The 13,372-nt window shown below is 53.8% G+C and carries 11 protein-coding genes; 7 read left to right on the top strand and 4 right to left on the bottom strand.

Features of this window, described 5'->3' with window-relative positions; translation table 11 throughout:
- Positions 1 to 51: 51 nt before the first annotated feature.
- Positions 52 to 1,026, top strand: coding sequence for a glutathione S-transferase family protein (locus tag B880_RS0110935; RefSeq protein WP_017347449.1), 975 nt, complete (start codon positions 52 to 54; stop codon positions 1,024 to 1,026).
- A gap of 43 nt (positions 1,027 to 1,069) precedes the next feature.
- On the opposite strand, the gene B880_RS0110930 is transcribed toward B880_RS0110935, so the two are convergent.
- Positions 1,070 to 3,223 carry a TonB-dependent siderophore receptor gene (locus B880_RS0110930; protein ID WP_017347448.1) on the bottom strand — a complete coding sequence of 718 codons (2,154 nt, stop codon included), beginning with the start codon at positions 3,221 to 3,223 and terminating at the stop codon, positions 1,070 to 1,072.
- A 103-nt stretch (positions 3,224 to 3,326) separates the two neighbouring features.
- Positions 3,327 to 4,283 carry a helix-turn-helix domain-containing protein gene (locus B880_RS0110925; protein ID WP_017347447.1) on the bottom strand — a complete coding sequence of 319 codons (957 nt, stop codon included), beginning with the start codon at positions 4,281 to 4,283 and terminating at the stop codon, positions 3,327 to 3,329.
- Positions 4,284 to 4,575: 292 nt separating this feature from the next.
- Here B880_RS0110925 and B880_RS0110920 point away from each other — a divergent pair, with 292 nt between their 5' ends.
- Positions 4,576 to 5,019: an STM2901 family protein gene (locus B880_RS0110920; protein WP_017347446.1), complete on the top strand. Its 444-nt coding sequence runs from the start codon at positions 4,576 to 4,578 to the stop codon at positions 5,017 to 5,019.
- Positions 5,013 to 5,375 (top strand): DUF1493 family protein, encoded by a 363-nt coding sequence (locus tag B880_RS0110915; protein ID WP_017347445.1) that lies wholly within the window; start codon positions 5,013 to 5,015, stop codon positions 5,373 to 5,375. Before B880_RS0110920 ends, B880_RS0110915 begins: the two co-directional genes overlap by 7 nt.
- Positions 5,376 to 5,410: 35 nt before the next feature.
- Here the strand turns inward: B880_RS0110915 and lptG are convergent, their stop codons facing one another.
- Positions 5,411 to 6,487, bottom strand: a complete 1,077-nt coding sequence (lptG, locus tag B880_RS0110910) for an LPS export ABC transporter permease LptG (protein WP_017347444.1) — start codon at positions 6,485 to 6,487, stop codon at positions 5,411 to 5,413.
- Positions 6,487 to 7,587 carry an LPS export ABC transporter permease LptF gene (gene lptF, locus B880_RS0110905; protein WP_017347443.1) on the bottom strand — a complete coding sequence of 367 codons (1,101 nt, stop codon included), beginning with the start codon at positions 7,585 to 7,587 and terminating at the stop codon, positions 6,487 to 6,489. Before lptF ends, lptG begins: the two co-directional genes overlap by 1 nt.
- Positions 7,588 to 7,854: 267 nt before the next feature.
- Between lptF and pepA the strand changes: the two genes are divergently transcribed.
- The 4 genes from pepA (at position 7,855) to B880_RS0110885 (ending at position 13,258) form a co-directional block, all read left to right on the top strand.
- The gene (gene pepA, locus B880_RS0110900; protein WP_017347442.1) at positions 7,855 to 9,363 is read left to right on the top strand and encodes a leucyl aminopeptidase; all 1,509 of its coding nucleotides are present in this window, start codon (positions 7,855 to 7,857) and stop codon (positions 9,361 to 9,363) included.
- A gap of 9 nt (positions 9,364 to 9,372) precedes the next feature.
- Positions 9,373 to 9,831 carry a DNA polymerase III subunit chi gene (locus B880_RS0110895; RefSeq protein ID WP_017347441.1) on the top strand — a complete coding sequence of 153 codons (459 nt, stop codon included), beginning with the start codon at positions 9,373 to 9,375 and terminating at the stop codon, positions 9,829 to 9,831.
- Between the two features lie 5 nt (positions 9,832 to 9,836).
- Entirely contained in the window at positions 9,837 to 12,692 is a 2,856-nt protein-coding gene (locus tag B880_RS0110890) for a valine--tRNA ligase (RefSeq protein WP_017347440.1), read from the top strand.
- A 62-nt stretch (positions 12,693 to 12,754) separates the two neighbouring features.
- Entirely contained in the window at positions 12,755 to 13,258 is a 504-nt protein-coding gene (locus B880_RS0110885) for a GNAT family N-acetyltransferase (protein WP_017347439.1), read from the top strand.
- Positions 13,259 to 13,372 lie beyond the last annotated feature (114 nt).

Below are 13,372 nucleotides of genomic sequence, written 5' to 3'. Positions count from 1 at the left end.
ATACTTGTCAGGGCGGAGATCTTCTCCGCCCTTTTCGTTTTTGGAGGGCATATGGGACAACTGATTGACGGTGTCTGGCATGACACCTGGTACGATACCAAATCCACCGGTGGACGTTTCAAGCGTAGCGACGCCGTGTGGCGCAACTGGGTGACTGCTGATGGCAGCGCAGGCCCAACCGGTAACGCCGGTTTTGCAGCTGAACGAGGCCGCTATCATCTGTATGTCTCCCTCGCCTGCCCCTGGGCACACCGCACTTTGCTATTGCGCAGCCTGAAAGGGTTAGAGGATTTTATCTCGGTTTCCGTGGTGCATCCGTTGATGCTGGAGAACGGCTGGACGTTCAATGATGATTTCCCCGGTGCGACAGGCGACCACCTCTATCAAAAACAGTATCTCTACCAGCTCTATCTGCATGCCGATCCCCACTACACCGGGCGTGTTACGGTGCCAGTGCTGTGGGATAAACAGCAGCAAACCATCGTAAGCAACGAATCCGCAGATATTATCCGCATGCTGAACAGCGCCTTTGACGCACAAGGGGCCAAAGCAGGCGATTACTATCCGTTGGCACTGCGCGAAAAGATCGATGAGCTAAATGGCTGGATTTACGACAGCGTGAACAACGGCGTGTACAAAGCCGGATTTGCCACCTCACAGCCCGCTTATGACGAAGCCGTGACCGCGTTGTTCCATTCGCTGGCGCGACTGGAGCAGATCCTCGGTCAACATCGTTATCTGACCGGTGATAGCCTGACCGAAGCCGATCTGCGTTTATGGACCACGCTGGTGCGCTTTGATCCGGTTTATGTCACCCACTTTAAGTGCGATCGTCACCGGATCAGTGATTTTATCAACCTTAATGGCTTCCTGCGCGATATCTACCAGATGCCGGGCATTGCCGAAACGGTCAACCTGCCGCACATTCGCCATCACTACTATTGCAGCCACAAGACCATCAACCCTAACGGGGTGATCTCGGTCGGCCCGGCTTTTAACTGGGATGAACCCCACGGGCGCGGGTGATCAGCTTTCCCCCACGGGCTGAGCCGGTGGGGGAAAACGTCACTCAGAACCGGTAGCTGACACCCGCTTCCACCGTACGGTCGCGGCCAATCCAGCAGTAGGTTGAGCTGTAACAGGTATAGGTGAACTTGTTGGTCAGGTTCTGCGCACTGGCTTTCACCAGCAAACCGCGCAGTTGCGGACTGAGCACACCAAGATCGTAGCTGATCGCCGCATCAAACTGCGTGTTGCCACCGATCGCCGGGAGTGAGTTGTCCTGCGTGATCTCTGACTTGCCGCTGTAGCGTAGCCCGGCTCCCAGCATCAATCCCTGCAAGGCGGTCTCATTGAAGGTGTAATCCGCCCACAGGTTAACCTGGTTTAGCGGCACCTGAGTCGTACGCTTGCCCTGATACAAATCATCTTTCTTGTTTACCGCATCGGTATAGGCGTAGTTCGCCACCAAATTCAGGTTATCCAGCGGGCGGCTCACCACACTTAACTCCGCACCATTCGACTCCACTTCTCCTGTCTGGCGATAGTTAGTGAGAGAGTTAGCCCCCAGGCTGTAATCGGTAGTCACCACATTTTTCTGTTTGATCTGGAATACCGAAGCGGTAACGGTGGTGGCGTAATCAGGCAGCAGGTATTTCACCCCGCCCTCCAGCTGCTTGCTGGTGGTCGGTTTCGCCTTATCAGCCGTTAGCGTGCCCTGCGGTGAAACCGGCATAAAGCCTTCCGAGTAGCTGACGTAAGGGGCGATACCATTGCTAAACTGGTACAACGCGCCGAGTCGCTTGGTTACCCGATCCTGCGCAGTCCAGGTTTTGCTGTCCCCGGAAAGATAATCTGCGGTGATAGCGTGATAATCGTCATAGCGCAGGCTGGCAAGGATATTCAGGCCGCCAAAGGCCATCTGATCCTGAAGATAGTACCCCTTCTGGCTAAAACTCAGGCGTTTGTTTAGCGCAGTGTACAGGCCAAGGCTGCTGTCCGTGACCTGGCTGTAGTCAGGTGCCAGCAGGTTAATATCCGGGGTCGCATTCCCGCTATAGCGGTAGGTCAGGTGCGAATTCAGGTGCTGGTAATCAAAGCCTGCCAGCAGATGGTGCGTCCACGCTCCCCACAGCACATCCTTCTTCAGTTGGTTATCTATATTGACGCTATCCAGCCCTTCATCGGTGGTGTAACCGTAGCGTGAGAGCTGCGTGCTGCTGCCATCGGTGCCAAGGGAGTAGACGCTACGTTGATGGGTATCTACCGTGAAATAGCGCGCTTTCTGCACCACGCCCCAGCCGTTATCGAACTGATGTTCAAAGCTGTAGCCCACCATACCCTGCTGCTGCGAGAAACCATTCCAGTGGTCGCCAGCATAGGCACGGCGTGAAGCGTAACCGCTGCGCAGATAAGCCAGCGGCAGCGGGTTTGAGGGTGTCAGGCTTGGCTGATTCTGCCACAGCGCTTCCAGCGTCAGACGGGTTTGGTCAGAGGGCTGCCAGCTGAATGAAGGCGCGACCAGGTAACTTTCGTGCTTGCTGGTATAGGGCTGATCCTGCCCTTCGCTGGCTTTGCTGATAAAACGGTAGCTCCAGTCACTGTCGGCGATCTGCCCGGTGGAGTCGATATACCCCTCTTTCAGGTTACGGTTACCGGTGTTGAACCCCACTTCCGTGTTTTGGGCTTTCTGTGGCTTTTTGCCCTGAATATTCACCAGGCCTCCCGGCGAGGCGTTGCCATACAGCACCGATGATGGGCCTTTCAGGATATCTACCTGATCAATCAGGATCGGATCGATACTGGCTTTGGTGTTGCCGGTCACGTTATAGGGCAGCTGGAGTCCATCGTAATACTCATTATCCGCAGAGAACCCGCGGATCTTGTATTCGCTCATATAGGTGGTGCTGCCGCGCATCTCGGTTGAGACGCCTGCATCGTAGCGCAGGATCTCATTCAGTGAGTTCGCGTGGCGCTTCTCAATCTCTTGCTGACTGATACTGTTGATGGTTTGCGGCGTGCGGCTCTCCGGCACGGCAGATTTTGTTCCACTGTTGGTGTAAGGCGCGACGCTGTTTTCAGCGCTACCCGCTGCTTCACCGGCCGTGACCACCAGCGTGGATGGATTCCCCTGGGAGGGCGCAGCATTGGCTGCCGGGCAGAGTGCGCAGGCAATGGCCATCGCCAGCGGACTCAATGCGTTTAAACGTTTCCATGCCAACATAAAAATGACTCTCGCTCTTGTTATTTTTGCTGGCGCTATTATCCCGACCCGCTAAACAAACCCGCTATGCGTGCTGCTGCAATGCGTATGCGCACTGACAAATTTACGCCAGCTCGCTGGGTGCCACACCATACTGGCGGCGAAAAGCGGTGGCGAAGTTGGTCGCGTGCTGATAACCGGACATCCATGCCGCCTGCTGCACGCTATATCCCTGCTGCAAATACTCCCGCGCCAGCGCGAGGCGACACTGCCGCAGGTAGTTAAAGATGGACTCGCCATAGCACTGGCGGAATTTGCTGCGTAAGCTGCTGGCGCTCATGGCCGCGAGCTGTGCCAGTGCATCCAGGGTATAGGGCCGTTCCGGGGCGCTCTCGATCAGCTGCTTAACCTGCTCCAGCCGCTGCAACTCGCGTGGACAAAGGGGGGACACGGGGGAAACTGACGGCGTGGGGATCATCCAGTAACCCAGCAACTGCAACAGAATACCTTCAAGGATCAGTTGATGTGCCAGGCTATCACCTGCGGGCAACTGTTGCAGTGATTGCAGCACCACGCCGGGAATCGCGCGTAGCGCGGTCTGCGGCTGCGTTTGCTGCCATTGAGCCAGATACGCCGCCACGGCTGAAGACGGGCAAAAACGTTGGGGATCGATAGCGAGGGAGAGCGTGACCAGGCGCTCTGCTGCCTGATGGCGAGCACTGAGCGTCTGCTGTGCATCCAACCGGGTGGTCAGCGCCATGCCACTGTGCAAATGCTGATAGCAACCGTTGACGGCGATCTCCACCTGTCCAGACAATACCAGCAGTACATACAGCGGCGAATGACCAGTTGAAGTGGATTCATAGGGTTCTATCACCTGCAAATCCGAACGGGTAATACAAACGCCGGCTGGCAGCACCCACTCCTCAACATAGCCCTGCACAACGGCACGCTGCGCCACATCCTGCCGTCCCTGCTCCAGCGCAGGGAAGTGATAATCAATGCCGTAGCGCGCGCCAATATCGAGAAAGTGCGCCACGGTAAATGCGCTGGCACAGCGCGGCGAAATCGCAGAGTTCATCACAGTCAGCCTTGCTCACCATCACAGGACTGACAGAGTAACATTCTCAACAAGCAGAAGCCTACAAATGATAACAGTTCTTATTTATAGAACAGCGTTATTATCCTGGAATTTAATTATGGCGACATAAAAACCCATATCATTTATAAAAAAATCCATTTGCGACACTATTATCTACAAAAAAATAAAAACCAGACCCATCCCAAAAAATACAGTTTGTAAAGTTAATGTGTTTTTATTGACGAGAAAAAAACCGTCTTTATTATTCACGAAAAAACTAACAAGGCCTCCTATGGATACTACAGAAGAGTTAAATAATACTTACTACTTTAATGGAATGCACAACTTAACAGCTGGAGAACTCTTTTTTTTCATATTCCTTGAAGAAGCGCAAAAAAAATTAGGCGTGGATGATATCGCTGCTCTGGCACTTATCATACTTGGTCAGCCCTCTAAAAGTACGCGAGGTAAGCCAGAGGGTGCAACCAAAGGAACGTCTATTTTAAGTGAACGGCTAAGGCGATGGCTGAATGTTAGGGTCCATCGCTGGCCAACACTCACCACGGGAAGCATCGTACGTTTAAGATTTTCATATGTGAATAATCTTGGTGCTTTTGCCGGTCGTTGGATTCCTATATTAGGGATTGCATTTATTCTCAATGATGTCACCCAAATAGCGTTGAAAACGACTCAGCACTATAATAAGGTTGCGCGAGGAGAGGATAAATTATGGTGACTGAACCCTTGGCCGATGAACTATTTGCATGGTACGAAGAAAACTATAATCATAAACCGTTATTTCACAGGAAAAAGCCTGAACTTTCACTGGAGACCAGTCTTTCAACGGGAGATATGCCATGGGCTCGGGAAACGGGTGATGAAATCATGAAAGACTATTTTCGACGCTTTCAAGTTGATGACAGTCATTTCGACTTTCTGATCTACTGGCCTTATGAGAAAGGTCTGCTGCCAAACTTCCTTCGTCCCAAAGCATGTAAAGTCCCCGATGTTGAAGCAAAACCTTTGACTTTACGCATGCTTCTCGCCTCAGCGGAAGCAGGAGAATGGTTATTTGACAGAAAAGACCAATAAAAAAGCCGCTCTCGCGGCTTTTTTATTGGGGTGCGTTAGCGGCGTTTAAGGAGTAAATACATACTCACTGCGAAGAACGCACCGCTTGGCAGTATCGCGCCGAGAATCGGCGGTAAGCCATAAACCAACGACAGCGGGCCGAAAATCTGGTCCAGCACGTAGAAGATAAAACCAAAGCTAATGCCGGTCACCACGCGTACCCCCATCGACACGCTACGCAGCGGTCCGAAGATAAACGACAGGGCCATCAACATCATTACCGCTACCGACAGTGGCTGGAAAATCTTGCCCCACATATTCAGTTGATAGCGGCCGGAAACCTGGCCAGACTGCTTGAGGTATTTGGTGTAGTTATACAGACCACGGATCGATAATGCGTCCGGGTCCAGCGCGACAACGCCCAGCTTGTCTGGCGTCAGGTTGGTTTTCCAGTCACCGGTCAGACTCTGTGAACCGGTAATCTGTTTCGGGTCATTCAGATCCGACTCTTCCACCTGCGAAAGCTGCCACTCTTTACGATCTTTATCCCAGCTCGCGCTGGCGGCATAGCGCACTTTTAACAGCCGGCGCTGATCGTTGAAGTTGTAAATACTGACACCATCCAGCGAGTTATCACCGTGAATGCGCTCAATATAAATAAAGCTATTACCGTCTTTAGCCCACAAGCCGTTCTGGGTAGAAACCAGCGCGCCGCCGTAAATCTGTTGGGCGCGATAGTTACGTGCCATCTGCTCGCCCTGCGGTGCAATAAACTCACCCACCAACATGGTCAGCAGCACCAGCGGGATTGCCGTCTTCATCACAGACAGCGCGACCTGCAAACGGGTAAAGCCTGAAGCCTGCATCACCACGAGCTCGCTGCGCTGTGCCAGTGCCCCCAACCCAAGGAGTGCGCCTAATAACGCCGCCATCGGGAAGAAGATTTCAATATCTTTCGGCACACTGAGCAAGGTGTAATAACCCGCATCCAGCGCGGTATAGGCACCCTGTCCGGTTTTGCGCAGCTGGTCGACAAACTTGATGATGCCAGAGAGCGACACCAGCATGAACAGCGTCAGCATAATGGTGTTAAAGATGGTCTTACCGATATACCGGTCTAAAACGCGAAACATCAGGCTGCCCCTCCGCGCACAAAGCGACCGCGAATACGCCGCATTGGCACCGTATCCCACAAGTTAAGCGCTATCGCCAGCACCAGATACGACACATTGACGACCCACATCCAGATAGCCGGATCAAGGCGGCCTTTGGAGCCACTTGAACGCAGAGAACTCTGTAACAGGAAGAAAATGAGGTATAGCAGCATCGCTGGCAGCATGGATAACACGCGGCCCTGACGTGGGTTAACCACGCTGAGTGGCACCACCATCAGCGCCATAATCAGCACCGAAACCACCAGTGTCAGACGCCAGTGCAGCTCAGCACGGAACGGCGGCGTTTTGTTCTCAATCAGGCTGGACATACTGGCCTGATCGGAATCATTCGGATCCAGCACCGCCTCTTTGTAGCCAATCACAGCCTGGTAATTACTGAAGTCCGTGATGCGGAAATCACGCAGCATTGCCGTGCCTTCAAAGCGCGTGCCTTTATCCAGCGTGACGACCTGCGAACCGTCTTTGCGCTGTTCCATATGACCGCTGTCACCCAATACCACAGAAGGGCGTGCATTGCCTTTTGGACGCAGTTGAGCAAGGAAGACGTGACCGAAGTGGTTGCCTTTGACGTTTTCGATAAACATCACGGCATTACCGTCACTGGAGGTCTGGAACTGGCCTGCCGCCAGTGCAGCAGCACCGGGGTTAGCTTTCGCATTCTTAGTGACTTCATCCTGATAGCGCGATGACCACGGGCCAAGCCAGGCCACGTTGATCGCCGCTACCGCAGCCGTCATCAGCATCAAAATCATGGCTGCTTTGACCAGCACACTTTTGCCGAGACCGCAGGCGTGCATCACGGTGATTTCACTCTCCGTGTACAATCGCCCAAGCGTCATGAGAATCGCCAGGAACAGGCTAAGGGGTAAAATAAGTTGCGCCATTTCAGGCACGCCAAGGCCTAACAGTGTCAGGACAAGGTTTGTCGGGATGTCGCCATCTACAGCGGCACCTAAAATCCTGACTAACTTCTGACAAAAGAAGATTAATAGCAGGATAAACAGGATAGCCAGCTGACTTTTGAGCGTTTCCCGAACCAGATATCTAATGATGATCACGCTTAGTACGCCTGTGAAAACTTGTCTTTTTGCAGGAAAATCGCTAGTTTCAACGCTTATTCGCCATTTATCTTCATCAATGGCCGTCATCGTAGCTAAAATTGACAGACAAATGCTTCAGGATGGCGCAAAAACAACCTATTGCCATCTTGATTCATTATGACCGCAGGCGGCCAAATGTCATGCTGCGCCGCAAAATAAAGGGTGACGAGCGGACTACATTCTAGCGACAGCCGAGGCCGTTGTCTTTAAGATTCAGGAGAGTGCATGGAGTTCAGTGTAAAAAGCGGAAGCCCGGAAAAACAACGCAGTGCCTGCATTGTTGTCGGCGTTTTTGAACCGCGTCGTTTATCGCCGATTGCCGAACAGCTGGATAAAATCAGCGATGGCTACATCAGCGCCCTGCTACGCCGGGGCGAGCTGGAAGGTAAAGTTGGCCAGACGCTGCTGCTGCACCACGTACCCAATATCCTCTCTGAGCGCATCCTACTGATTGGTTGCGGTAAAGAGCGTGAACTGGATGAGCGCCAGTACAAACAGGTGATCCAGAAAACCATCAACACCCTTAACGATACCGGTTCGATGGAAGCGGTCTGCTTCCTGACTGAGCTGCACGTAAAAGGACGCAATACTTACTGGAAAGTGCGTCAGGCAGTAGAAACCTCAAAAGAGGCGCTCTACAACTTTGACCAGCTGAAAAGTAACCGTGTTGAACCACGCCGTCCGCTGCGCAAGCTGGTATTCAACGTACCTACCCGCCGTGAACTCACCAGCGGTGAGCGCGCAATCCAACATGGTCTGGCCGTGGCTGCCGGTGTTCGCGCGGCGAAAGATCTCGGCAACATGCCGCCAAACATCTGTAACGCGGCCTACCTCGCTTCACAGGCACGCCAACTGGCAGATGGCTTTAAAAACGTGACAACGCGTGTCATTGGCGAACAGCAGATGAAAGAGCTGGGCATGAATGCTTATCTCGCCGTGGGCGCTGGCTCGCAGAATGAATCGCTGATGTCGGTTATTGAGTACAAAGGCAACCCCGATACAGAAGCGCGTCCGATTGTGCTGGTGGGCAAAGGCCTGACCTTTGACGCAGGCGGCATCTCGATCAAGCCCGCCGACTCAATGGACGAAATGAAATATGACATGTGCGGCGCGGCCTCAGTGTATGGTGTGATGCGCATGGTGGCAGAGCTTGGCCTGCCGCTAAATGTGGTCGGCGTCCTGGCCGGGTGCGAAAACATGGTTGATGGCCGGGCAATGCGTCCTGGTGATGTCCTGACAACCATGTCCGGTCAAACGGTAGAAGTGCTGAATACCGATGCCGAAGGCCGCCTGGTGCTGTGTGATGTGCTGACTTACGTTGAGCGTTTTGATCCTGAAACGGTGATTGACGTAGCCACCCTGACCGGTGCCTGTGTGATTGCATTAGGCCATCACATCAGCGGTTTACTGTCGAACCACAATCCACTGGCCCATGAGCTGATTGGCGCGTCCGAGCAGTCTGGCGATCGCGCATGGCGTCTGCCGATGTCCGATGAATATCAGGAGCAGTTAGAGTCCAATTTTGCCGATATGGCGAACATTGGTGGGCGTCCAGGTGGTGCAATTACTGCCGCCTGCTTCCTGGCGCGTTTTGCGCGTAAATATAACTGGGCTCATTTGGACATTGCTGGCACCGCATGGCGCTCAGGCAAGGCCAAAGGGGCTACCGGTCGTCCGGTGCCGCTGCTGTCGCAGTTCTTGCTTAACCGCGCCGGACTGAACGGCGACGATTAAGCCTGAATAATGAAAAACGCAACCTTCTATGTGCTGGCCGATGATGTGCCAGCCGGTGAGCTCAGCGCCGTTGAGGCGCTGGCTTGCGATCTGGCCGCGCAACACTGGCGCGGAGGCCAACGTATACTTATCGCCTGCGTCGATGAGCAACAGGCTATCCGTCTGGATGAGGCGTTATGGCAGCGCCCAGCCGAGGCTTTTGTACCCCATAACCTCGCTGGAGAAGGGCCGCGTTACGGCGCTCCCGTCGAACTGGCCTGGCCTCAGCGTCGCGGGAGTTCACCGCGCGATCTGCTGATCAGCCTGCTGCCACAGTTCGCAGATTTTGCTACTGCTTTCCATGAAGTGGTAGACTTTGTTCCTTACGAAGAATCGCAGAAACAGCTGGCGCGCGAACGCTATAAAGCGTACCGCAGCGTTGGATTCCAATTGAATACGGCTACCCCGCCGCAGCCGCCAACGACATAGCAGAAATGGAAAAGACATATAACCCGCAAGATATCGAGCAGCCGCTTTACGAGCAATGGGAAAAGCAAGGCTATTTCAAACCGAATGGTGATACGAGCCAGGAAAGCTTCTGCATCATGATCCCGCCGCCGAACGTCACCGGTAGCTTGCATATGGGTCACGCATTCCAGCAAACCATCATGGATACCATGATCCGTTACCAGCGTATGCAGGGCAAAAATACTCTGTGGCAGGCCGGTACTGACCACGCAGGTATCGCAACCCAGATGGTGGTTGAGCGCAAAATCGCGGCTGAAGAGGGGAAAACCCGTCAGGATTATGGCCGTGACGCCTTTATCGACAAAATCTGGCAGTGGAAAGCAGAATCGGGTGGCAACATCTCCCGTCAGATGCGCCGTCTGGGCAACTCCGTTGACTGGGAGCGCGAGCGTTTCACCATGGACGAAGGCCTGTCCAACGCCGTGCGCGAAGTGTTTGTCCGCCTGTACAAAGAGAATCTGATTTACCGTGGTAAGCGCCTGGTAAACTGGGATCCAAAACTGCGTACCGCCATCTCTGACCTGGAAGTGGAAAACCGTGAAACCAAAGGTTCCATGTGGCATATCCGCTATCCGCTGGCCGATGGCGTTACCACCGCTGAAGGCAAAGACTACCTGGTCGTTGCAACCACGCGTCCGGAAACCCTGTTGGGTGATACCGGTGTGGCCGTTAACCCGAAAGATCCGCGTTACAAAGACCTGATCGGCAAAGAAGTTCTGCTGCCGCTGGTGAATCGTCGTATCCCCATCGTGGGCGATGAGCACGCAGACATGGAAAAAGGCACCGGTTGTGTGAAGATCACCCCGGCGCACGATTTCAACGACTACGAAGTCGGTCGTCGTCACCAGCTGCCAATGATCAACATTCTGACCTTTGATGGCGACATCCGCGAACGTGCGGAAGTATTCGACACCAACGGCGAAGTCAGTGATGAATGTGCGGATGAAATCCCGGTTCAGTTCCAGAAGCTGGAGCGTTTCGCTGCGCGTAAAGCACTGGTTGCCGCTGTCGATGAACTGGGTTTACTGGAAGAGATCAAACCGCACGATCTGACCGTACCTTACGGCGACCGTGGTGGCGTAGTGATCGAACCTATGCTGACCGATCAGTGGTATGTGCGCACTGCTCCACTGGCAAAAGTTGCGGTTGAAGCGGTTGAAAACGGTGATATCCAGTTCGTACCGAAGCAGTACGAAAACATGTACTTCTCATGGATGCGTGATATCCAGGACTGGTGTATTTCGCGTCAGCTGTGGTGGGGACACCGCATCCCAGCCTGGTACGATAACGAAGGCAATGTCTACGTTGGCCGTACCGAAGAGGAAGTGCGTCAGGAAAACAACCTGCCTGCAGATGTTGCACTGCGCCAGGATGACGACGTACTGGATACCTGGTTCTCTTCAGGCCTGTGGACCTTCTCTACGCTGGGCTGGCCAGAAAATACCGAAGCGCTGCGTACCTTCCACCCAACCAGCGTGCTGGTGAGTGGCTTCGACATCATCTTCTTCTGGATTGCCCGCATGATCATGCTGACCATGCACTTCATGAAAGATGAAGACGGTAAACCGCAGGTGCCGTTCAAAACTGTCTACATCACCGGTCTGATCCGTGATGATGAAGGGCAGAAGATGTCCAAGTCGAAAGGTAACGTTATCGATCCACTGGATATGGTTGACGGTATTTCGCTGGAAGACCTGCTGGAAAAACGTACCGGCAACATGATGCAGCCGCAGCTGGCAGAGAAAATCCGCAAGCGTACCGAGAAGCAGTTCCCGGAAGGTATTACCCCTTCAGGGACCGATGCCCTGCGCTTTACGCTGGCAGCGCTGGCCTCTACCGGCCGTGATATCAACTGGGACATGAAGCGCCTGGAAGGTTATCGCAACTTCTGTAATAAGCTGTGGAATGCCAGCCGTTTCGTGCTGATGAACACCGAAGATCAGGATTGCGGCCAGAATGGCGGCGAACTGCAACTGTCGATCGCCGATCGCTGGATCCTGGCAGAGTTCAACAACACCGTTAAAGCCTACCGTGAAGCGCTGGACAGCTACCGCTTTGATATCGCCGCGAACATCCTGTACGACTTCACCTGGAACCAGTTCTGTGACTGGTATCTGGAGCTGACGAAGCCGGTGATGAACAGCGGTAGCGAAGCAGAACTGCGCGGCACGCGTAATACGCTGGTCACCGTGCTGGAAGCGTTGCTGCGCCTGGCGCACCCGATTATTCCATTCATCACTGAAACCATCTGGCAGCGCGTTAAAGTGCTGAAAAACATCACGGCTGACACCATCATGCTGCAACCTTTCCCGGAGTATGACGCCGAGAAAGTCGATGCAGTGGCGCAGGCAGACGTGGAGTGGATGAAGCAGGCGATTGTCGCGGTACGTAACATCCGTGCAGAAATGAACATCTCTCCAGGCAAGCCACTGGACGTACTGCTGCGTAATGCGCCGCAGGAAGCCGTGCGTCGCGTTGAAGAGAACCGGACATTCCTGTCTCGTCTGGCGCGTCTCGAAAGCCTGACGATTCTGCCAGCGGGCGAGAAAGGCCCACTGTCAGTCACCAAAATCGTTGAAGGCACCGAACTGCTAATCCCGATGGCCGATCTGGTCAACAAGGAAGCGGAGCTGGAGCGTCTGGCAAAAGAGCTGACCAAACTGGATGTTGAGATTGAAAAAATTCAGTCAAAACTCTCCAACGAAGGCTTTGTCTCACGCGCACCAGAAGCGGTAGTGGCGAAAGAGCGCGAGCGCATCAGCGAGTTTGAAGCAGCTAAAGCAAAACTGATTGAACAGCAGGGCTTGATTGCGGCATTGTAAGCGCTAAAGGTTTACTGCTTATTCTAAGCCGGGCCGATGCCCGGCTTTTTATTGAGGTGAAAATGACAACCGCCACACAACTGGAATTTCAGGTGCGGCCCATCACGCCTGCGGATAATCCCCATTTAGCGCGGGTGATTCGCGAAGTCTCTGCCGAATTTGGGCTGACCGCCGATAAGGGATTTACCGTCTCCGATCCCAATCTGGACCGCCTGTTTGAGCTATACAGCGCCGATCGTAGCGCCTACTGGGTGATTGAACACCAGGGTCAGGTGGTTGGCGGCGGCGGCGTTGCACCACTCTCTTGCGCCGCGGACGATATTTGCGAACTGCAAAAAATGTATTTCCTGCCGCAGGCACGTGGAACCGGATTAGGGCGTGAGATGGCGCTGCGAGCGCTGGAACATGCGCGGTCGCTGGGATTTCGGCGCTGTTATCTGGAAACAACGGGCACACTATTGAGTGCGGTAAAACTCTATCACGCGTTGGGCTTTACTCTGCTGGACGGTCCGATGGGGTGTACCGGACACAATGACTGTGAAGTCTGGATGATTCGGGACTTATAATGCCCCTTTGAGCACACCGGCACGGTGCTGCGGACAAAAAAATGCGCAGCGTTGACAACACGCTGCGCACATCTCTGTTACTTTTTACTTTTCAAACCCGCAGCACCTTGCGCG

The sequence above is a fragment of the Pantoea sp. A4 genome (genome assembly GCF_000295955.2).
GTDB lineage: Bacteria > Pseudomonadota > Gammaproteobacteria > Enterobacterales > Enterobacteriaceae > Pantoea > Pantoea multigeneris.
This window is presented reverse-complemented; position numbering and strand designations above follow the sequence as displayed.

Coding starts and splice junctions, on each gene's coding strand:
- lptG (WP_017347444.1), bottom strand. CDS start 6,487: ATGTTTCGCGTTTTAGACCGGTATATCGGTAAGACCATCTTTAACACC.
- pepA (WP_017347442.1), top strand. CDS start 7,855: ATGGAGTTCAGTGTAAAAAGCGGAAGCCCGGAAAAACAACGCAGTGCC.
- B880_RS0110935 (WP_017347449.1), top strand. CDS start 52: ATGGGACAACTGATTGACGGTGTCTGGCATGACACCTGGTACGATACC.
- B880_RS0110930 (WP_017347448.1), bottom strand. CDS start 3,223: ATGTTGGCATGGAAACGTTTAAACGCATTGAGTCCGCTGGCGATGGCC.
- B880_RS0110920 (WP_017347446.1), top strand. CDS start 4,576: ATGGATACTACAGAAGAGTTAAATAATACTTACTACTTTAATGGAATG.
- B880_RS0110895 (WP_017347441.1), top strand. CDS start 9,373: ATGAAAAACGCAACCTTCTATGTGCTGGCCGATGATGTGCCAGCCGGT.
- B880_RS0110890 (WP_017347440.1), top strand. CDS start 9,837: ATGGAAAAGACATATAACCCGCAAGATATCGAGCAGCCGCTTTACGAG.
- B880_RS0110915 (WP_017347445.1), top strand. CDS start 5,013: ATGGTGACTGAACCCTTGGCCGATGAACTATTTGCATGGTACGAAGAA.
- B880_RS0110925 (WP_017347447.1), bottom strand. CDS start 4,283: ATGAACTCTGCGATTTCGCCGCGCTGTGCCAGCGCATTTACCGTGGCG.
- B880_RS0110885 (WP_017347439.1), top strand. CDS start 12,755: ATGACAACCGCCACACAACTGGAATTTCAGGTGCGGCCCATCACGCCT.